At 44.3% G+C, this 18,983-nt stretch carries 16 protein-coding genes and 2 tRNA genes; 7 read left to right on the top strand and 11 right to left on the bottom strand.

Annotation, left to right across the window (positions count from 1 at the left end; all coding sequences use genetic code 11):
- Positions 1–11 precede the first annotated feature (11 nt).
- Positions 12–470, bottom strand: a complete 459-nt coding sequence (locus tag L4D79_RS10725) for an acyl carrier protein (protein WP_428651115.1) — start codon at positions 468–470, stop codon at positions 12–14.
- 287 nt (positions 471–757) lie between these two features.
- Positions 758–1,345 carry a hypothetical protein gene (locus L4D79_RS10720; RefSeq protein ID WP_428651112.1) on the bottom strand — a complete coding sequence of 196 codons (588 nt, stop codon included), beginning with the start codon at positions 1,343–1,345 and terminating at the stop codon, positions 758–760.
- Between the two features lie 232 nt (positions 1,346–1,577).
- On the opposite strand from L4D79_RS10720, the gene L4D79_RS10715 reads away from it, so the two are divergent.
- Both L4D79_RS10715 and L4D79_RS10710 read left to right on the top strand, forming a co-directional pair.
- On the top strand, positions 1,578–2,144 hold the full coding sequence (locus tag L4D79_RS10715) for a hypothetical protein (RefSeq protein WP_428651110.1): 567 nt from the start codon (positions 1,578–1,580) through the stop codon (positions 2,142–2,144).
- A gap of 70 nt (positions 2,145–2,214) precedes the next feature.
- Positions 2,215–2,664: a DUF3429 domain-containing protein gene (locus tag L4D79_RS10710; protein ID WP_428651108.1), complete on the top strand. Its 450-nt coding sequence runs from the start codon at positions 2,215–2,217 to the stop codon at positions 2,662–2,664.
- Between the two features lie 33 nt (positions 2,665–2,697).
- Here the strand turns inward: L4D79_RS10710 and L4D79_RS10705 are convergent, their stop codons facing one another.
- The 5 genes from L4D79_RS10705 to L4D79_RS10685 form a co-directional block, all read right to left on the bottom strand.
- A complete protein-coding gene (locus tag L4D79_RS10705; protein WP_428651105.1) occupies positions 2,698–3,993 on the bottom strand; it encodes an ATP-binding protein in 1,296 nt (431 codons plus the stop codon).
- A 9-nt stretch (positions 3,994–4,002) separates the two neighbouring features.
- A complete protein-coding gene (locus L4D79_RS10700) occupies positions 4,003–4,725 on the bottom strand; it encodes a response regulator (RefSeq protein WP_428651102.1) in 723 nt (240 codons plus the stop codon).
- A gap of 157 nt (positions 4,726–4,882) precedes the next feature.
- A complete protein-coding gene (locus L4D79_RS10695) occupies positions 4,883–5,419 on the bottom strand; it encodes a cytochrome b (RefSeq protein WP_428651099.1) in 537 nt (178 codons plus the stop codon).
- A gap of 1,356 nt (positions 5,420–6,775) precedes the next feature.
- Positions 6,776–8,053 carry a YeeE/YedE family protein gene (locus tag L4D79_RS10690; protein WP_428651096.1) on the bottom strand — a complete coding sequence of 426 codons (1,278 nt, stop codon included), beginning with the start codon at positions 8,051–8,053 and terminating at the stop codon, positions 6,776–6,778.
- 307 nt (positions 8,054–8,360) lie between these two features.
- A complete protein-coding gene (locus L4D79_RS10685) occupies positions 8,361–9,326 on the bottom strand; it encodes an agmatinase (protein ID WP_428651093.1) in 966 nt (321 codons plus the stop codon).
- Positions 9,327–9,491: 165 nt separating this feature from the next.
- On the opposite strand from L4D79_RS10685, the gene L4D79_RS10680 reads away from it, so the two are divergent.
- Both L4D79_RS10680 and L4D79_RS10675 read left to right on the top strand, forming a co-directional pair.
- Complete coding sequence (locus L4D79_RS10680; RefSeq protein ID WP_428651090.1) at positions 9,492–10,391, top strand: ArgP/LysG family DNA-binding transcriptional regulator; 900 nt, start codon at positions 9,492–9,494, stop codon at positions 10,389–10,391.
- Between the two features lie 404 nt (positions 10,392–10,795).
- On the top strand, positions 10,796–12,232 hold the full coding sequence (locus L4D79_RS10675; RefSeq protein ID WP_428651088.1) for a hypothetical protein: 1,437 nt from the start codon (positions 10,796–10,798) through the stop codon (positions 12,230–12,232).
- 231 nt (positions 12,233–12,463) lie between these two features.
- Here the strand turns inward: L4D79_RS10675 and L4D79_RS10670 are convergent.
- Together L4D79_RS10670 and L4D79_RS10665 are read right to left on the bottom strand one after the other, a co-directional pair.
- A tRNA-Asp gene (locus L4D79_RS10670) sits at positions 12,464–12,540 on the bottom strand.
- 128 nt (positions 12,541–12,668) lie between these two features.
- A tRNA-Ser gene (locus tag L4D79_RS10665) sits at positions 12,669–12,759 on the bottom strand.
- Positions 12,760–13,149: 390 nt separating this feature from the next.
- On the opposite strand from L4D79_RS10665, the gene L4D79_RS10660 reads away from it, so the two are divergent.
- Complete coding sequence (locus L4D79_RS10660; RefSeq protein WP_039460297.1) at positions 13,150–13,347, top strand: hypothetical protein; 198 nt, start codon at positions 13,150–13,152, stop codon at positions 13,345–13,347.
- Between the two features lie 165 nt (positions 13,348–13,512).
- On the top strand, positions 13,513–13,947 hold the full coding sequence (gene trxC / locus L4D79_RS10655) for a thioredoxin TrxC (protein ID WP_428651084.1): 435 nt from the start codon (positions 13,513–13,515) through the stop codon (positions 13,945–13,947).
- A 71-nt stretch (positions 13,948–14,018) separates the two neighbouring features.
- Here trxC and L4D79_RS10650 read toward each other — a convergent pair whose 3' ends face one another.
- Both L4D79_RS10650 and L4D79_RS10645 read right to left on the bottom strand, forming a co-directional pair.
- Entirely contained in the window at positions 14,019–15,047 is a 1,029-nt protein-coding gene (locus tag L4D79_RS10650) for a linear amide C-N hydrolase (RefSeq protein ID WP_428651081.1), read from the bottom strand.
- 201 nt (positions 15,048–15,248) lie between these two features.
- The gene (locus L4D79_RS10645) at positions 15,249–16,865 is read right to left on the bottom strand and encodes a methyl-accepting chemotaxis protein (protein ID WP_428651078.1); all 1,617 of its coding nucleotides are present in this window, start codon (positions 16,863–16,865) and stop codon (positions 15,249–15,251) included.
- Between the two features lie 265 nt (positions 16,866–17,130).
- On the opposite strand from L4D79_RS10645, the gene L4D79_RS10640 reads away from it, so the two are divergent.
- Complete coding sequence (locus L4D79_RS10640) at positions 17,131–18,960, top strand: MOSC N-terminal beta barrel domain-containing protein (protein ID WP_428651075.1); 1,830 nt, start codon at positions 17,131–17,133, stop codon at positions 18,958–18,960.
- The last annotated feature ends 23 nt before the right edge of the window (positions 18,961–18,983 follow it).

Here is an 18,983-nt window from a genome sequence, read left to right as displayed (position 1 = left end):
TTAAGTCTCAGTTAAACAGCAGCTTTCAATTGTTCGCAAAAAGCAGACACATACTGCTGAATGACCTCTTCACCAGCAAGGCCACTCTCTTTTATGGCGAAGCAAACATCAGCCCAATTCGATACCGTCGTTGATACATATACATCTGTCAGGCTAACGCCTTCATAGACATTTTCAGCAGAATATTTAAATGGGCTGTGTTGCAATAACTGTGCTCCTTGATCAGTCAACCGTTCATTGACAACAAACACCCCCTCTTCACCCGTAATTTCCAAAGCATATGCGATAACACTTTTCTGGGGCATTTGAACTTTAAACGTTTTACCTAATGAAAAAGACAGATCAACAATATCCAGTGAATCGGCTCCTAAGTCATCAACAAGAGCATCATCAAAACCGACTTCATCAAGTTCTAACTCTAATACTTCCGCAATAACTTCTATTACTTTTTCTTTAAATAAAGCATCCATTAAATATCACCATTTAAATATGAGTAAATTTTTGACGCACCGTCAAAATGAAAAAAAGAAACTACAGGAGAGAATGACTCAAAACAATATAAATGCTATTACACCTTGTTTTTTGTAATTATTGTTCGATCCTCTTATCACTAAAATTAAATTAACAATCATCTCAAATACTATTGAGTGTGATGTGTGCCGAAAAAATATAATTCATTAGATAAAAAAACGCTTCGTTACTTTCATAACGAAGCGTCTTGGTATTCTTGATTATATAGCCAAGTAACTTGGGTAGATTATTCTACTTTCTCATATGTTTGCTGCATTTCTTCCGGAGCGATACCGTAACCGCCATCAGTCAGATATCCTTCTCGGTAGACTTTCATTCCTACATCATTCCATTCCACCTCGATAACGGCTGTTTCACCATCAAGGCTACCTAATAGACGCAAGATTTCTTCAGTAATCGGGATCGCCTTAATACTTTTGACCCGTTTAAATGGCATAAAAGTATCGAACATGGGTAGCTCACCATATGTAGCCAGCCATGCATCTGTCGGTACTAACCATTCGTTATATACTGCGCCAACTACAGGCGATGGATTACGGGCTATAACGACCTCGTCGGTTACCGTGTTCTCTGTTTCCAAAACGGGCTTTCCATCATCACCAGCGACATAAGTAGGGAATGCCTTCCCCATCTCAACTTTATGCGGTAGACGCCCTAAGGTAACGGCTTTCTTACGGTATTCTGAAGCACCTTCAAATTGCACCATGATTTCAGGTACCGCCTGAAAGGCAACAGGAGCCGGCAAAGTCGACGAAAATACAGGCCAGGATGACAATAAAGCGAAAGCGCATGAAATAAGAGAAAGCTTTCTCATTTTTAATCTCAACTGTAGTCTTAACGGGGATATAGTAATGCTTCTCAGGCCTTGATGTCATGCATTAACAACACAATCTTCACAATTGGCCATAAAGGTTGCGCAGGCCCCTTATTTACGGCACTCATCATGATTATCATCAAACAACAATATACATTTAGTTGCAATGTTCGCTTGTTCATTAGATGATAGAACAGCCTGTCCAATCCTCTCAAGGCATATGGAGGTGGTTATGGAAAATCATGCTTCTTGGCTAAAATGGCTGATGCATACAATGACACTCGCGCCTTTAGCTCACCTCGCCATAGGCATGCCGGTTTACTTCATCTTGTTTTCTGGCTCGGTTGTTTACACTGTTGGCCTGTGCTTATTCACTGCAGCAAGCCTTTTGCCGTTTGAATTTATTCATTCGCTGGCACTTACCTATACCGTTTCGGGAAAACTACTGGTTGGTTTTACCCTATACCATGGCTGGCCAGTGCCACTAGTCAGCTTGATCCCAGCCTTGTATCTCATCACTCTCGTTTTTTTGCGCTTTAGGCTAAGGGATACCAATTTCAGGCAATGGGCAGCCTATCTAGTAGAAAATGTCTGGCGCTCAATTTTACTGTCACTGATCGTAATGCTGCTTGGCCTTGCTGCTGGCCTTTCTATTCACTTCTGTGCATCCTTATCAGGACTTTCAGCAACCGCATATCTGTTCTACCGCATTTGCCATTTCTATGTCCCACTGTGGAGCCAAGTATTAAGAAAATACCAGAGCAAAACGGCCCAACACCCTCGCTCTGGATCCAACTAAACACCAGAATAACCTGAGCCGCGTTCTCTTCAACTATGCTTTTTAAAAGCCAATGAATAGGGAATGCGCTATGACTTCAAGCCCCAATCAAATAATGACCCGTCTCGCCTATTTGGGCTTGGTGCCTTTTGCGCTTAGTCTTATCTGCATATGGGCTGACAAAACTCTATTCGGGCTCAGTGCGCACAAGGTGTTTATCGCTTACAGTGCGGTTACCCTCAGCTTTCTCTCTGGTATTTTGTGGGGGAATGCCATCGATCATATGAAAACCAGCCTAAGCCGCAATGCCTTGTTGCTCAGTAACCTGTTCGCCCTCATCGCATGGGGCGTTTTGCTGCACTCACCGGACAGTTATGTCTGGTCAGTGCTGGTTTTGCTGTTTGGCTTTGTCGCCATTTGGTTTGCCGAGAAAAAAATACGCGAAGTCGAAAAAGAAAATAGCCCTGCAGATTACCAACCGATGAGGAATAAACTCACCGGTATTGTCGCGGTCTTCCATCTTGTTGCACTTGCTAGCTAACAAAAGAGGAAGCAGTGGCTTCCTCTTCCTGATTTAAACAACCTGACACCGTGCCTGAGGCAAACGGATAATGAACCTTGCCCCGCCACAGTCACTTTCACTGATCTGCAGCTCACCCTGATGTAGCGATACGACCTGTGACACAATCGCCAAGCCTAAACCATGACCGCCAGATTGCCTGTCTCGGGATGTCCCGACCCGGTAAAACGGCTTCAAGACATTTTCTCTTTCACCCGGTGGAATACCACAGCCATCATCGTCTATCTGAATCGTCAACACACTGTCTTGGCAAAAGGCTTTTACAACAATGCACTGTTCAGCATAACGAAAAGCGTTACGGATAATATTAGAGACCGCACGTTCAAGGTGATGGGCATCAACATCAAAAAGGCAACGCTTAGGGCAGTCTAAGATCAGTTGTTTAGAAGTATCCTTTTGGCAATGAACAAGGGTACGCTGCAGTACTTCGGACACATCCTGCTGCTGCAATTGTAGCGTCACACCTGAGCGTTCCATCTTGGCAAAATACAGCAGCTCTTCAATCAAAGATTCAAGCTCATCGACATCCTCATAGAGGCCGGCAAGGGTATTTTTTTGCTCAGTATTCAATGCTGACTCTTCCAATAAATCGAGCTGACATTGCATTCTGAAAAGTGGTGTTCTGAGCTCGTGGGCAATGGCATTGGTCAGATGCTTATGACTCTGGATCAACTCGGAAATCTTATCTGCCATCTGGTTAAAGCGGGCATTGAGCCTACCGACACGATCCCCTGCTTTCTCCGACGCCCTGACTTTGAAGTCTCCATCAGAAAAAGCCATTGTGGCTTTTTCCAACTTCCTAAACCGACTGGACAACATCTTCAGCATAATGGCACTGTAAAGCGCAAACGTGGCGAAAAAAGACGCCCAGAGCAATTTGAACTCCAGATCCAGCATCTGCCACAGATCTTGCTCAGTATCAGGCTGTAGGAAATACACCCACTCCTGATTTCCATATACAACCCAATATTGGTTTTCATCTTCAAACAAAGCGCCGCGCCGGCTGAGTTTATCGTGTTCGGCCTGTGTGAAGCCTAGCTGATCCCAACTAAATGCCTGATAAGTCAAATGACTTTGCTCGGCATATCCTGCCAACAGCTTATCTGCTTTTGCTTGACCACGTTGGGCAGCCACATCATCCAGGATCTGCATAACACTGGAAACATAGCTTATTTCCAGCTCGGCTTCATAGTCTGTTGTCAGCTCCTGTGTCACAAAAGAGAAGACCAAAATGCATAGGAAAAACAGGCCAGACAGACCAATAAAAAACTCTAAATAGAGGCGCTTCATGGACTAGCCCTACCAGCGATCAGGCACGAACAAATATCCTTTGCCGCGTACTGTAATAATCTTCCTTGGTAGAGACGGGTTGTCACCTAGCTTTTTGCGAAGGGTAACAATTTTATTGTCGATGGTGCGATCCAAACCATCATATTTGATGCCACGGGTTTCCATAACCAAAAACTCCCGCGTCAGTACTTCGTCGGGATGGCTTGCCAACAACCACAATAAATTAAACTCACTGTCAGTCAGGCATACGGTTTCACCATCCATTTCGCAGTTACGGCTACGATGATTAATGCTTAGCGCGCCATAGCGGTGTTCCAGTTCATCGGATCCTGTCGCTTGGCAAGCTGCATCAGTATCCAAATTGGTGTCATTGATCTGGCGGCGCAGCAACATTCTGATCCGAGCCAGCAGTACACGAGGTTTAATCGGTTTATTAACAAAATCATCGCCCCCCACTTCCAGCCCAGCAACATGATCAATATCATCATCACTGGCGGTCAGGATCATAATTTTACTCTGTACCTTGCCACGGATCTTACGGCAGATACTCAACCCATCCATGCCCGGTAACATGAGGTCAAGCACCACGAGATCGGGTTGGTGGCTAATAATCACATCAGGAGCCTGCAGCCCATCGTGCACTGTGATCACTTCAAACTGCTGTTGCCGAAGGTAATTTGCCAGTAACTCGCACAGCTTCTCATCATCCTCGACCAACACAATCTTTAACATGTAACCAACCTACACCAAATAAAACAACGTTCAAAAAAGGAGGATACACAATAATCAAACCTATTTCGATAGCTTATAGGATCAAAATCTAACATCTATGTCAGTAGTGGGTGTAAAGGAGCTGGCACAGGCAACAAATAGCCTAATTTGTTTTCCCTTAAGGCTTGGCTCGACCAACCATCCGTAATAAGACTTGGTTCTTGGCTACATAATGGTGCTTCAACGCCGCTGATGCATGCAGGACGATGACAACTGCCAAAGAAGCACAGCTGATTCGGTGCACAATAAAGAAGAATCCGTTGATGTCTTGGGACGTCACAGGGTTTGGTATTTCTATCAGCCAAAACAGCTGATAGCTGGTATCGAGCATCAAGAATCCGCTGATAAAAATCACAAACATCAGCTGATAAATGACGCCATGAAGCATATGTGCCATGTTCAGCTGCCAGCGTGGAATTTGACGCTCAGAGAAAGATCTTTGCGGCCTAAAGTACTTCCAAAACCAACGAATAACGAACACCGCACTACCCACCGTAGCCAAAGACATATTCATAACTGAGAGGAAATGAAAAAAAGCTGGATGAGAATCAATCACCAAATGCATAACATAGCCAGCTGCGGTGGCGTAAATAATAATGACAGCCATTATCCAGTGTAAGTATCGCGTTATTTTGTCATAGTTTAAGCTTTCCATTTAAACACCTAACCTTGCTTTCGCAACTATTTATCATCATGGAAAGTTAGCAATGCAATTGTTTACTGTCATGGTTGAAGACGTGATACCCATTCAAAATGACAATAAAACATTAAATATTTAATAAATTAACCCCGATGAAAAGCCCTGACATACACCAAAAAGATAAGCCTCCCAATATTTATATTGTACACCAATAACTCTAACATCATAAACGTGTTATAAACTACTGCTATTTCTCATATGCATTCGCAAAATACAATGTCTTCCGTAACTGTTTTTGTGATCTACTGGTTCATATTAATGACTGCAATTACTCATAATAAATTAACTTATAAAGAGCAAGACTAAAGTAGAGGGATATATGTCAGCGATTTGAAAGAACGTTGCATTACTGCAGCCAGCAAATAATCCCATCTATAGACACTAGGAACACAGATCTTAACCATCGCATTTGCGATGGCTTTATTACTATCACCCGAACAAAAAAGCCATCGACAGCATGTCTGTATTAGGGATCGTTTGTCCGATGTGGTCAATACGGATCAGATTACCGTCATCTTCCGATTCTGTCTTAATACCGGTTCAAAACGATGCTTTGATATGGGCAAGGCTCTCGTTGACGCTATCCGACAACCTCAAGGTGCTACACAGCAATTACCAACACCCGATCTCAAATACAGGTGCGGGCACATGCTCATCCAAGAGCAGCAACCCTAGTTAATACCATCACCTTGCTCGTTAAAAAAGCTACTGGCAACAGTAGCTTTTTTTATTACAAACTCTACATAAACTGTGTTTGAAGATAGATAGTTGGCTTACCCTATCACCGAAAAATGTGAGTTTTGATAATGGCAACAATAGCCAAAAACAATAGTGCTGAAAGAAGTGACTTCAACTTTCTATTTTCTTTTTTAATGTGTTCTACTTCTTCAATGAGAATATCTAGCTTTGTTGATTCTGCCGATTTCATTATGACTATATTCATTGGTTCAAGAATTATAGATACTACTATTTAAATTATTCTCTTTCAATTACCCGTATCAGAAGACTTCACTTCCCCCTGAAACCATAATCGTAAACAACCATACAAAAAACAATTAAAATACTGAATTTATTGACAATTAATATAGTTAGATTTCTTTTTTCAGAACATAAAAGGAATTACCTATTATAACGATAGGCAATTCCTAATTGTTGCAACAATAAACTGCATGTAATATTCGCTCGAACTCAAAGAAAGTGTTTTTCTTTTTCTGGTATAGATATTCCTTTTTAGTTGTGCTAATAAGCTATTTGGAGCGGGCCACTACAGCCCGCTTATTTTTATTTTTTTGCCAGACAAATATCACTTGATCAAGTCATGGCACTTGCCGGTTTCATCTGGCGCTGCGGCGCAGCAGGGATCAGCTTCATCTTTCTGGCAAACTGGTTGCCAAATACCCCACCAGCAATAATGGTTGCGAAGAAAATCCAGCCCGATAGTGAAAAGTTGGCAATCGGGGTATATAGCGCCCCAACGTTACAACCATTGGCAAAACGGGTACCTAGCCCCATAAGTACCCCACCAAGGGCAAATAGCATGTATTGCTTCAATGAATAGCGGGCAGAAAATGGCGAGCTGAACTTACCTATCCACAGCACGGCGACTAAGGTACCCAGCAAAATACCTAAGTTCTGCACCGATACGCCATGCTCGAAAAATGGCGTGGTGAAGACCTGAGCCGGACGCCCTGTGAACGTGGTGATGGCATCAAGGTCAATACCGACAGCGAGCAGTACTTTGCCAAACCAGAATCCAAACGGTGACGATGCCCCCCAGCCCGCAGAAGTTGTTGCCATCATGACGCCAAAGATTAGTGCGATAACCAATATGGCTGAATTCATACTCCATAGGCTACTCAACCAAGAAAAGCGCTGGCTTTCTGCCGAGCCCAGATTCTGAGGCTCCCTTTTATGCTCTGCTTCCACACCGAGGTACGTCCCCTCTTGCTGGCGCTTTTGCTGGTATTTCTTAGCCAGCCAGACAGTGGAAACCGCCAAGCCAATGGTGACCAGAACTGATATTAAATAACCGTTCAGCGGGCCCCACGCAAACAAGTCTGGTAGGAATACCCCCTGTCCTTGGTAACTTGCCGTCGAGAACAATGTGTCCGTCACTAAAGACGACGACGATTGGATCGGGAAGCCGATAAATACCCCAAAACCAAAAGCCACCAAGGTGGTCAGTGCCCTAGGGATATCACTGACCATCTCTACCATTACGCCAGAAGCACAGCAACTGGAGAGCGTCATACCAAAGCCGAACATCAGGCCACCGACGACCAAGCCAGCATTGATTGGGTTCACCCAAAGGTTATAGCTACCCGGCTCGGCGCCATAAAGCAGCCCGGCATTGATAATAGCGGTCACCACAAACAGCAGCATCAATGCTTGGAGTAACTGGGTCGATCCCCGGCGATAAGCCCGATTAATACTGCCCGCAAACCCGATCGCCCCTTTGGTTAAGGCAATACCCAAGCCTAACCCCAATAGCAACCGTAAAAAGACTGCTTGGTCCAGAGCTAATGCGCCAGCAAAAAGGATCGACACGGCTAACGCCATACCTAAATATAATTGTTTAACGCCACCCATATAATCATCCTGATCCATTTCTTATTATGAAAGACGATATTCTAGGGTCAGCGTCATAAAATTAGTTAACTTATTAATTTATTAATAATTCCACATAGGCATAAGTAAAATTCCGCACTCAAAAATAAGTGATAAAAAAGAAAGCCCCAGCTTCAAAGCAAGGGTTCAAAATATAAAACTGTCCTGTTGACGTTTACCTCTTAAGATTACTTCGCGACATTCCCGGCAACATTCAAGGCATCCCAGGTACGTGTATATGGTACTGGTCTCCACTGCGACAAAGACGCCGTCACTTCAGAGTGACTACCTATTTATCATAATACCCCGCTCTTACTGTCGCGCCGATGAAATTGCACAACAAGCGATCAGCATGGATCATAGATATATTACCGACATCACAGCTAGGGGTTATTTCGACAAGATCCATTCCCACTACCCGCCCCTTTTTCACCAAACCGTGGATCAGCTTATGTAATTGAACCCAGTTTAAACCGCCAGGAGTTTGAGCAAGAACAGCCGGCATAATGGTTGGGTCGATACCATCGGCATCAATCGTCAAATAATAAGTTCCGCCGTCAGGAATAGTCTTGAGTACTTCTTCCATACCTAAATCATGAAGCTGGTAAGCGGTTGTAATCGAACATCCGTGAGCGATAGCATCACTCACTTCCTGATTTTTAGCACTGCCTATGCCGCGCATACCAATCTGATGGATACCTTTGATATGAGGAAGTTCGGAAGCACGTCGGATAACACTTGAATAGCCATTCCTCTCGCCATTAATGTCATCACGCCAGTCCAAGTGAGCATCAATATGGATCAATGTTATTTCCGTATCCAACACATCCAGTGCTTTCATAACAGGGATAGGGACGCCATGATCGCCACCTAGGGTAATTAACACTGAATTGGCAGCAAAGATCTTACGCGCGACTTTCTCGGCATTTTCATAGTGTTCATAAGGGTTGGTAATACTCGATGTAACATTGCCGCAATCTACAACCTCTATGTCCTTTCCATCTAGCAAAGTACCGCCCAAGTCGAAGTCATAATTCTCTAATGTCATGGAGACTTCAGTCAGCGTCGACCAGTTTCGGATATGATCAGGCGCTAGGCTTTGATCATTGGCCATCCCATCAACACTGTAGGGCATCCCATAGGGCACCCCTAATATGGCAATATCGGCGGTAAACGTTTCAAAATCATTAACGAAAGGAAAATCCAAAAACGTTTGAGGTTGCTTTGTCGACGCTTCTGTCAGTGGCTTTATCATACTTAATCCCTGTGTCCATCAACTGCGATGCTTCTCTTATCCGCAATAGGTGCGATCCACATCAAAATGTCTGCTTAAACAGAATCATAAGCAGCCCGGCATATTGAATAAAACTAAATAAACTAATATATCTTTAGTTTTTCTAAACATGATTGGGATTAAGCCATGCTAGATCACCGGGAAATGGAAACCTTAATCGCTATTGTTGATGGCCAAAGCTTTGATAATGCCGCACGCCAATTGAACATCTCTCCCGGCGCTGTGTCGCAGCGTATTAAGTCACTGGAAAACCGGATAGGACACTCTGTTTTGGTACGTAGCACCCCGCCGCAAACGACTGAGGTAGGAAAGCAAGTGCTGAGCTATGCGCGTCGCATGCTGCTGCTACAAAATGAACTGAGCCTTGCCCTGAAGCAGGACACGGATAGAAATTCCCTTTCTCTTGCTATTGCGGTCAATCACGACAGTTTAAGCTGCTGGTTTATGGAGGTCGTGGAAGGCTTTAGCGACCAGCCACAGTTGTCTTTTGACATTCGGACATCAAATACAATATCAACCCAAGAGTTGCTAAGAAATGGCGATGTCATTGCGGCTATCACTTCAAAGGCTAATCACATTGGTGGTTGCAAGACGAGATACTTGGGTCAGCTTGAATATGTTCCAGTATGCTCCCCTGCATACTTTGAACGCTATTTCAAAGCAGGCGTTGGTAAGGAGCAACTTGATTTAGCCCCTGTCGCTATCTTTGATAGGGATGATGATTTGGTTGACCGTTTTTTGTCGCTCTATGATGTAAAACATAAACAGCAAAGAACCCATTACTTCCCTAGCTCCCATGTCCTGCTTGATGCGGTAAAACACGGTTTAGCTTGGACAATGCTACCGAAACTACTCATGGAAAGCCGACGAGATAAATCAGAAATAGTGACGTTCGACCCTCAGTCTATTTTTGTCGAACTTTACTGGAACACGTGGGAACAAACGTCAGAGATAATATCCAAAATAGAAAAACAAGTACTTACTATTGCTGATAAAAAGTTAGTACATAGTTGCAATGTTTCGTGATTAATAGGAACACTTCCCTAAGGTTTACTTTTTACAAAAAACGCCATTCACCCTCACATTAAAGCAGAACAATTAACAACAATTAATAGCAATTAATTTACAAGGGGTTATTATTACTGCTTTCAAATAGGAAATCACCATCAGCAACAAAAGTAAATTAATGCTGAAACAGTATTAACCTAAAAGTGGTTAAGAATAGAACCTCAACATACAATCTGTAAGAAATAAAAACGCACCTTAATTATTATTGTAAACTATTGTTTCAAAAATAAATATTTAACCTATTTATGTATATACTACTTTCTCACTCATACATTGAAAAGCGTTATAAAGCTTTACTTTCACCTCAAGACTAAGAAATTTAATTTTGAGCTTCTTATAATAAAACAATTAATGAATAAACAATGAAAAAAACATATTTAGCTGTAATTACAAGCTTATTTATACTTGGTTGCGATGACAGCAAAGACGATAATTACTCTTACACAATTAACACTCAGAATGCTCAAGGGTTTGCTTTTGGTAATTTAACCCAAAGCAATAGCCAGCAATCATTATCGACTGAAGATAACTACCTAAGCAATCTACAATGTAAAGACCTAGTCAAAATGACAGGTTCAGAAGAAAAACTCGATGTAGAAACAGTATTCGAGATTAATCAGCCATATTTCCGATGTGATGTTGACCAAGCGATTGCGATGAGTGACCAACTAATTCTCAAAGGATACTTCCCTGACCTAAATCTCACCCATGATGGCAGAAGAATTGACTGTCATATTATAAGTCTGCCATTTGGTAAGGCTGATGCACAACCATTATGTCTAGACTTTATTTATAACGATGAGTTAACAGACTACTACGCAGAAAGTTATGGTGTTTTAAAAACCGATACCAAAGGGGAAAGTTTATATATACCTCGTCGCGATAAGTTCCGCAAAACAAGCTCTGTATCTAAAGAGCGCCTGTTAATTTGGAAAGACAACCAGTTCCGTAGCCCTTATGAACGCGAAGGTACCGATATGCGATATAGCAATCCGGAAGCATTCGCTTACTCTGGTGATTTCCACGCAATAAGTCATAGTCGGGCTGGCTATAACAGCACAATAGATCTGTATGTTGCGAGTAAAGATAGTCCCGACGGTCAGGATTGGAGTCGAGTGAATTCAGGCCTAGAAAGAGACATATGGAATGCTGCTTCATTACAGTACAAAAACTTATTACTCACTGAATACAGTAAAGATGTCTCAGATGACTACCCCGGTACCAACCTTTTACGAGTTGCACAAATAGTCAACCTAGATACCGGTGATTTAGTACCTCTTCAACCAGTTCTTCGCCAAGGCTATTCGTTTACCCCGGATATGTACGAAGGCGATAGTAAAGGCTATTTCACTGGCAATTATTCTGCACTCATCTCGGAAAATGAATTTGACGCTGTCACAGGTGTAATTACCTTTGACCCAATTAGGAAAACAATCGCGCCTTTAGTTCACGATAACAACCCAACGGGTGAGCTCATTCCGAGTTATACCGGTGACAAAGCTGCTTTGTATATATATCAAAAGAGTGACGATCTGAATGAAGCTCACCTGTCTTATATTGACTTAAGAACAGATCAATATAATAGCGATAACCTACTAGAAAGCGGAGCCTTCGCTGATTTTGATGTTATTAATGGTGTACTCCGTTATTCAAACGGTATTTTTGTAATGGGTACCACGCATAGCGGTCAGTCATTACGTGTTTATCACAACCATGTCACCGGCGAAACGGAGCTTCATGACGTTCCACCAACAGAGATCCACGCGCCCATCCCGTTGATTCGAAGTGAAAACCAATAAGCCATTATCACGATAATAGCAGCTAATAAAAAGGAGAAAGGTTCACGCCTTTCTCCTCTCTACACACAACGCATACAAAAAAGCCCTTGTCTTTCGACAAGGGCTTCAGTGTAGTGGCGGAGCGGACGGACTTGATGGTCCGGCACCCCGGCCCGCAGACAAAAGTGCGCAGCACTTTCGGGAGCGTTAAATACGAAAAAGCCCGATGCTTTCGCATCGGGCTAATGTCGTTGGCGGAGCGGACGGGACTCGAACCCGCGACCCCCGGCGTGACAGGCCGGTATTCTAACCAACTGAACTACCGCTCCAATTCTGTATGAAATCCGGCATTAAACCCAATTTCTAGAATGTGGTGGAGACGCTCTGGGTATGGAGGATTTGAACCCTGCTTACCCAGAAGGTCAAATAACCAGTATTACTACTGACTATTGAAATGTGGCGGAGAGATAGGGATTTGAACCCTAGATACGCTACAAACGTATGCCGGTTTTCAAGACCGGTGCTTTCAACCACTCAGCCATCTCTCCGTAAGTGCGACGAATACTAAGGGATATTTCGGGTACTGTAAACCCACAACAAACCCAAATGCTCACGATATAAACAACCATAACAAAACGCGAGCAAAAACATTAATAAACAACCAGTTACAAGCTCATTTATTAAACTATTAGTAGCAATAAATTAGCGAGGTCAGCGATGAGATATTGGACGCTTGAAAAAGTGATCTGACCACATGATTTTTTACTCGGGTGGAACAATCAACACTACCCCTGTTTGGTTGGAGAGAAAAGCAAGTTTTCATAGAATTTGCACAATTTTGGGATGTGTCACAAAGTCGATCTGAACGTCTTAACGCCGTCATAATCGTCTGATAAAGATAAGTTGATTTCGACGCAGGGATTATTTAGGAGGTTAATGTGTCTATCAATTCTATCGACCACAATGAGATGTCTGATGTGTCTTCCAAGTGGGATTTCAAAGATGAAACCGCTTCGCACATCTCCCAAAACAAACGCCAGCAGGCTGAGGCGCGTCGCCGTATTGAGATGCTTCGTGACATTCGAGCCAGTGGCCTAACGATTGAGGAAGCTAAAGAACTTGGGCTGATCCATTAAGCCTTCACCCAAATGAATTATATCGAACAACAATGAAACGACCGTAGAATTTGAGGTAAATCTAATCGATAGATTATTTCTATCAAAGTAATCTGTTAATCCTGCTTTGCTTATACTTGGGTAGTCGTTAAATTAGTAAGTAACAAGACTTACTGGAACCCGATTATGACTACAATGACTACCCGCTGTCCTCACTGCAAGGCTATGAACCGTATTCCAACAGAGCGAGTGAACGATATCGCTACTTGTGGTGCCTGTAAGGATCGCTTGGTCGATGGCATGCCCGTTGAAGGAACCACGGATAACTTCCTTGCCCTTATCCAAAGCGACAAGCCTGTTGTGGTTGATTTCTGGGCCCCATGGTGTAATCCATGCGTTGGCTTCGCCCCGATCTTCGAAGATATTGCGAAAGAGCGTAACGGCGATGTGCGCTTTGTCAAAATTGATACTGAAGCGCAGCAAGCGCTGGCGGCACAATATCGCATCCGCAGTATTCCAACTATCATGGTGTTCAAAAACGGCCAAATGGTCGAGACAATCAATGGCGCGCTACCGAAGGGGCAATTTGACCAATGGCTGAATCAAGCTTTGACTAAATAAGCCTAACCAAATGGTTAAGTGGGCGGCAATTGCTGCCCACCAGCTTAGCCACTGCTCAATATTGAAAGACATCACTCTGATAGCATAAATTCATCAGGAAAGCGGACAATCTCCTCGACAAACTGATCAGGAAAATATCTCCGATAAGGCTGATATGATGTTTCCACTATGCGGCGGTTTTCATCTTGGGTATACCGGGTTAGGTTCAGTTTTTCTCCATCACTCGGCAGTAAATTGAACTCACCGCTCATGCGGCTCTGTATTACTGAAAAGTCCCAGTCTGCCAAGCTGATTTCGAATCCATTTCCATTCGCATAATGATTGAATTTCATTGTTTTCTTAGCCGGAAAAAAAAGTACCTGCCAGCAAGTCCTGAAGCGGCCTACACCGCGCAAGGTGTTAAGCTTCGAATCCGATTCCCATTGCTTCCCAGCAATCGCCACGTCATTAAGGCAATTGAATATAAATGATTCAGGATCCCAGCATTGCTGGTAAGACGAACTCATATCCTTCAGCTGAAAAAAACGGGATAACGAAGCACTCTCAGCAATCTTTCCTGCTTCACCTTGATTGAGCTTACACTTTGCCAAACTATGGTTAGTCAGTACCAGAGAATGGCCTGCATCATAGCGTGTCACCTCTATCTGTCCGTCAACAAACTCAATAACGGCGGCTTGACCGACGCTATCGGCAACAACATAGTGAAGATCAATAAAATGGGACTGTAACTTCACATGTTCCAAACTGGCGACGACGTCCTTGACGCTTTGGCTCATGTCCAATTGATATTGAATCCATTGCAGTTCACTCAAAACACGCTCAGATTTATCCAGTGGCGGGTAAACAGCATCGCGCTGTTCAAGCAAATGGATACTCAACCCCATTTCATTCATACCGCCAGAGGGCAATTCACAACCAAATTGCACCAAGGTGACCGAACCATACAAACTCTTCCAGTAAAGTCGCTTGCCAAGCGGCAATTTATCGCATTTGTTTACATGGCGTGGATTTAGCACCACCAGACCATGGTCAAACAGGAAATCGTAATTCACCCCTAATACTGTGTTTTCAGTCGCGATTAAACCTAAGGCTGAACACATACTCACTCCTCCCTTTGGTGAGGATAAAAACATAAGAACGGTATCAGGTTTATGGGTGGATATCCCACCAGCGGACACTGCATATGCTATAAATTGCAACACTGGAAGCTATATCGTTCTTTTCCGTAAACTTTTCATAAAAAAAGCTCTAGCCGATCGACTAGAGCTTTAATGGGGTTTGCCTATTTTTTGAGGGGAAAATTACACTTTAAATTGCTTCAGCTGATCACCTAAAGTCGCTGCTGCCTCACTCAATGATTGGCTTTCCGATGCCAAGTGCTGCGCTGCCTTATTGATGTCCTCAGTCGCGGTATGGATAAGGTTAACCGTATTGTTGACCTCTTCAGTTACCGTACCCTGCTGCTCTGCCGCCGTGGCAACCTGCATGATCATATCGTTGGCATCTGTCACTAAACCTGCGATGCGGCTGAGTTCGTTCTGCACCTGCTCGGTATGCTCGACACTGTGCTGCGTCTGCTCGGTGCTTTCTGCCATCGACTTCACTGTATTTAACGTACTTTGTGTCAGCTTATCGATTGTATCCTGAATCTCAATCGTCGACTGTTGGGTACGACTTGCAAGATTACGTACCTCGTCAGCGACAACAGCAAATCCACGTCCCTGCTCACCGGCACGGGCTGCTTCAATCGCGGCATTCAGCGCCAGCAAATTGGTTTGCTCAGAAACTCCTTGAATCACCTGAGTCACATTGCCGATTTCTTCAACCCCATCCTTTAGTTCACCAACACGCTGGTCGGAATTTACGATGCCTTCTGAAACGCTGTGGATCGCAGTCATCGCCTGTACCATACGCTGATTGCTAGCGGCAACCTGGGCATTAATTTCTGCGGTCGAGGATGAAACCGTCTCGGCATTCTGGGCAACATCTGTAATGGTTGCACTCATCTCTTCCATCGCCGTTGCCAACTGAGCTAGCTGCTGATTTTGCTCGGTAATGGATTGAGCACACTGCTCGCTGGCTGCTGCGATAGTCCCTGCCATACTCACCGACTGCTGGGCATTGAGGTTTGCTGCTTGTAGAGTCGTTCGCATAGAAGAAGATGCTTGATGGAGTACTTGTGCGATTTGACCAATTTCATCACGACGATCCATCGTGAAATTCTGGGTCAGGTCGCCCTGTTCAAGCTTTCGCACTCTATCGGTCAATAACTGGATCGGCTGACTAATATCATTGCTGATCCAAAGCCCTAGGCCAACCAAAATCGAGACAACAACAAGGCTAACGCCTAACTGGAAAACAGCGCTGTCCAAAAAGCGTTCTTCTATATCCAGGAAATGGACACCGGTTCCTACGACCCATCCCCACTTGGCAAAATTCTCAACATAGGAGATTTTCTCAGATATCTCTCCGCTCGGTGCAATCCAGGCATAATCTAAAAAACCACTGCCTGCACGGCGGCCAATAGTGGTCATCTCCAGCCAGTGCTGCTTGCCCGAGGCATCTGTAATAGCCTGCATTGATTGCCCTTCCTGCTGTTGACGCAGTGGGTGCATAACTAGCGTATTATCCGTGGCAATAACCCAAAAATAGTTATCCCCTTCGAAGCGCATTGCGGCAAGAGCCGATTTTGCTTCCTGCTGGGCAGTCAGTTGATCACGTGGATATTTGTCCGAATAGTATTGGACCAAGGAAATAGCCGCTTTCACTTGTTCCTGCATCAACAACTTACGATCGGCAATATCGCTTTGGTAACTCTCATTAGCCTGAAATGCTGTATTAAATAGCATTAAAATGACTGCAGTGGCGATTAATGCCAACAATTTGGCTCTTACCCCATAATGCCGTAATAGGTTCATAGCTCCCTCTTTAAATAAATTATTACTCGGATATTATGAACGACCAAACAGGGTTCTTAATTAGAAATATTCATAGAATTCATAGCCTTGATCATAAATATTGTAAATAGGCATAACTTTACGAAGCATAAATTCGCATTCCAGCTCAATTAATACCCAGAAATATTAAAGGCTGAAAGCATAATTTCGCCAGCGTTATTCCTTAGCCAAAACTATTTGTTAGAATGGTGCCGTCGATAAAAGTGAATACACAAGGATAATAATTGTGAGTAAGTCAGCCAATATCCCGACGCTAAGCCAACTTAATGTTTTTCCGGTTAAATCAATAGCAGGAATAAGTCAGTCTCAAGCATGGGTTGAGCAACAAGGGTTGAGCTTTGACCGCCGTTTTATGGTCACCCGACTAGATGGCAGTATGATCACGGCAAGAAAACACCCGCAATTGGTTAAAGTAACAGCGGCACTCGTGCCCAATGGATTAATGCTCAGTTACCCCGGGCACCCGTTACTAAAACTGCCATACGCTGATTTTGAGATGACCGAAACTTCAGCAACAGTATGGAAAGACACCTTCACTGCCTACCTCACCACCGAAGCAGCCAACGAATGGTTCAGCCAAGTCATCGGCGAACCCGTCCAGCTACTGTTTACCGGTGAGCAATCTCAGCGCCTGAGAACCAAAATCAACCAACATGTCAGCTTTGCCGATGGCTACCCAATGCTGATTATTAGCGAAGCCTCACTTGACGCGCTCAATGCGCGTAGTCCGCAAAGCCACACCATGGATCAGTTCCGTACTAACTTGGTTGTATCTGGCACTGAGCCTTTTGCAGAAGATGGCTGGAAACGGATCCGCATTGGTGAAGTCGAATTTGAAGCAGTGAAACCTTGCTCTCGGTGTATTCTGACCACAGTAGATCCTGCCACCGGCAAATTTAACCCGCTCAAAGAGCCACTTAATACCCTATCGACCTTCCGCTCAGACGGCAGTGGCGAAGTCTATTTTGGCCAAAACTTGGTTGCCCTCAACGAAGGCATCATCCGAGCAGGCGATACCATTGAAGTACTTGAGACCAAACCAAAAGAGATTTACCTCGACAACGGCAATCAAGCGTTGACCCTAACTTGTGTCGAACGTGAAGAGATCGCCCGCGACTTCTGTACATTCTGGTTGGAACCGGCCAAACAACAATCACTACCGACTTACCAACCGGGACAGCACCTGCCAGTACAGGTAGAAATCAACGGCGAGTACGTTGCCCGTCGCTATACCCTATCTTCCAGCCCTTCACGCCCGGGCCGCTATGGGATCTCGGTAAAACGTGTCGATGACGGCCGTATTTCGAACTGGCTTCATGACCATTTCCAAGTAGGCGATACCTTAGTGGCCCAGCAGCCTGATGGCAGTTTTCATTTAGGCCACCATACCGACAAGCTGCTGTTGCTCTCTGCTGGCAGCGGCGTGACACCAATGATTTCGATGTTGCGCTATCTGGCTGACCATGAGCAAGTGCGTGACATCGTTTTCTATCACCAGTGTCGCTCACAAGCCGATATCCCTTACCTGCAAGAGCTGAAATCTCTGGAAAAGCGCTTCCCGCAGCTGAAAGTAATGATCGCCCTCAGCCGTCCGGATAGAAACTGGAAAGGGTTGTCTGGCCGCCTTGAAGTAAATCATCTAGATCTGATTCAAGACTTGGCGGAGCGACAAGTCTTCGTTTGCGGTCCGAATAGTTTTATGGAGAGTGCAAAGTCCCTATTGCTCGAATCGGGCTTGGATGCCACACACTATCACCAAGAAGCTTTTGGCCCAATCACTCGCCAGAGTAACAAAACCCAAGCCGTGTCTATCAGCATTAACGGTAATCTGTTTAGTGGCGATAACCAAAAGACGTTGCTGGAACAGGCTGAAGCCGCGGGTCTCAACGTGTCCAACAGTTGCCGAGCAGGATTTTGTGGTGCTTGCAAGATGACCCTTGAGTCAGGCGAAGTTGACCAACCGGATGTCCCAGCCCTACTGCCTGGAGAGAAAGAATCGGGAAAAGTACTGGCCTGTTGCTGCGTACCGAAAACAGATGTCGAACTTATTGACTAGTTTTCAGGTAAACAAATAGCGCG

This window comes from Photobacterium satsumensis, assembly GCF_050336935.1.
Classification (GTDB): domain Bacteria; phylum Pseudomonadota; class Gammaproteobacteria; order Enterobacterales; family Vibrionaceae; genus Photobacterium; species Photobacterium satsumensis.
Note: the sequence above shows the minus strand (reverse complement) of the source record. Positions and strands in the feature narration are given on the sequence as shown.

What these genes read in the sequence shown, in the direction of transcription:
- L4D79_RS10645 (WP_428651078.1), bottom strand. Translation starts at nt 16,865, where the DNA reads ATGAACCTATTACGGCATTATGGGGTAAGAGCCAAATTGTTGGCATTA.
- trxC (WP_428651084.1), top strand. Translation starts at nt 13,513, where the DNA reads ATGACTACAATGACTACCCGCTGTCCTCACTGCAAGGCTATGAACCGT.
- L4D79_RS10725 (WP_428651115.1), bottom strand. Translation starts at nt 470, where the DNA reads ATGGATGCTTTATTTAAAGAAAAAGTAATAGAAGTTATTGCGGAAGTA.
- L4D79_RS10715 (WP_428651110.1), top strand. Translation starts at nt 1,578, where the DNA reads ATGGAAAATCATGCTTCTTGGCTAAAATGGCTGATGCATACAATGACA.
- L4D79_RS10710 (WP_428651108.1), top strand. Translation starts at nt 2,215, where the DNA reads ATGACTTCAAGCCCCAATCAAATAATGACCCGTCTCGCCTATTTGGGC.
- L4D79_RS10705 (WP_428651105.1), bottom strand. Translation starts at nt 3,993, where the DNA reads ATGAAGCGCCTCTATTTAGAGTTTTTTATTGGTCTGTCTGGCCTGTTT.
- L4D79_RS10720 (WP_428651112.1), bottom strand. Translation starts at nt 1,345, where the DNA reads ATGAGAAAGCTTTCTCTTATTTCATGCGCTTTCGCTTTATTGTCATCC.
- L4D79_RS10695 (WP_428651099.1), bottom strand. Translation starts at nt 5,419, where the DNA reads ATGGAAAGCTTAAACTATGACAAAATAACGCGATACTTACACTGGATA.
- L4D79_RS10685 (WP_428651093.1), bottom strand. Translation starts at nt 9,326, where the DNA reads ATGATAAAGCCACTGACAGAAGCGTCGACAAAGCAACCTCAAACGTTT.
- L4D79_RS10680 (WP_428651090.1), top strand. Translation starts at nt 9,492, where the DNA reads ATGCTAGATCACCGGGAAATGGAAACCTTAATCGCTATTGTTGATGGC.
- L4D79_RS10690 (WP_428651096.1), bottom strand. Translation starts at nt 8,053, where the DNA reads ATGGGTGGCGTTAAACAATTATATTTAGGTATGGCGTTAGCCGTGTCG.
- L4D79_RS10675 (WP_428651088.1), top strand. Translation starts at nt 10,796, where the DNA reads ATGAAAAAAACATATTTAGCTGTAATTACAAGCTTATTTATACTTGGT.
- L4D79_RS10650 (WP_428651081.1), bottom strand. Translation starts at nt 15,047, where the DNA reads ATGTGTTCAGCCTTAGGTTTAATCGCGACTGAAAACACAGTATTAGGG.
- L4D79_RS10700 (WP_428651102.1), bottom strand. Translation starts at nt 4,725, where the DNA reads ATGTTAAAGATTGTGTTGGTCGAGGATGATGAGAAGCTGTGCGAGTTA.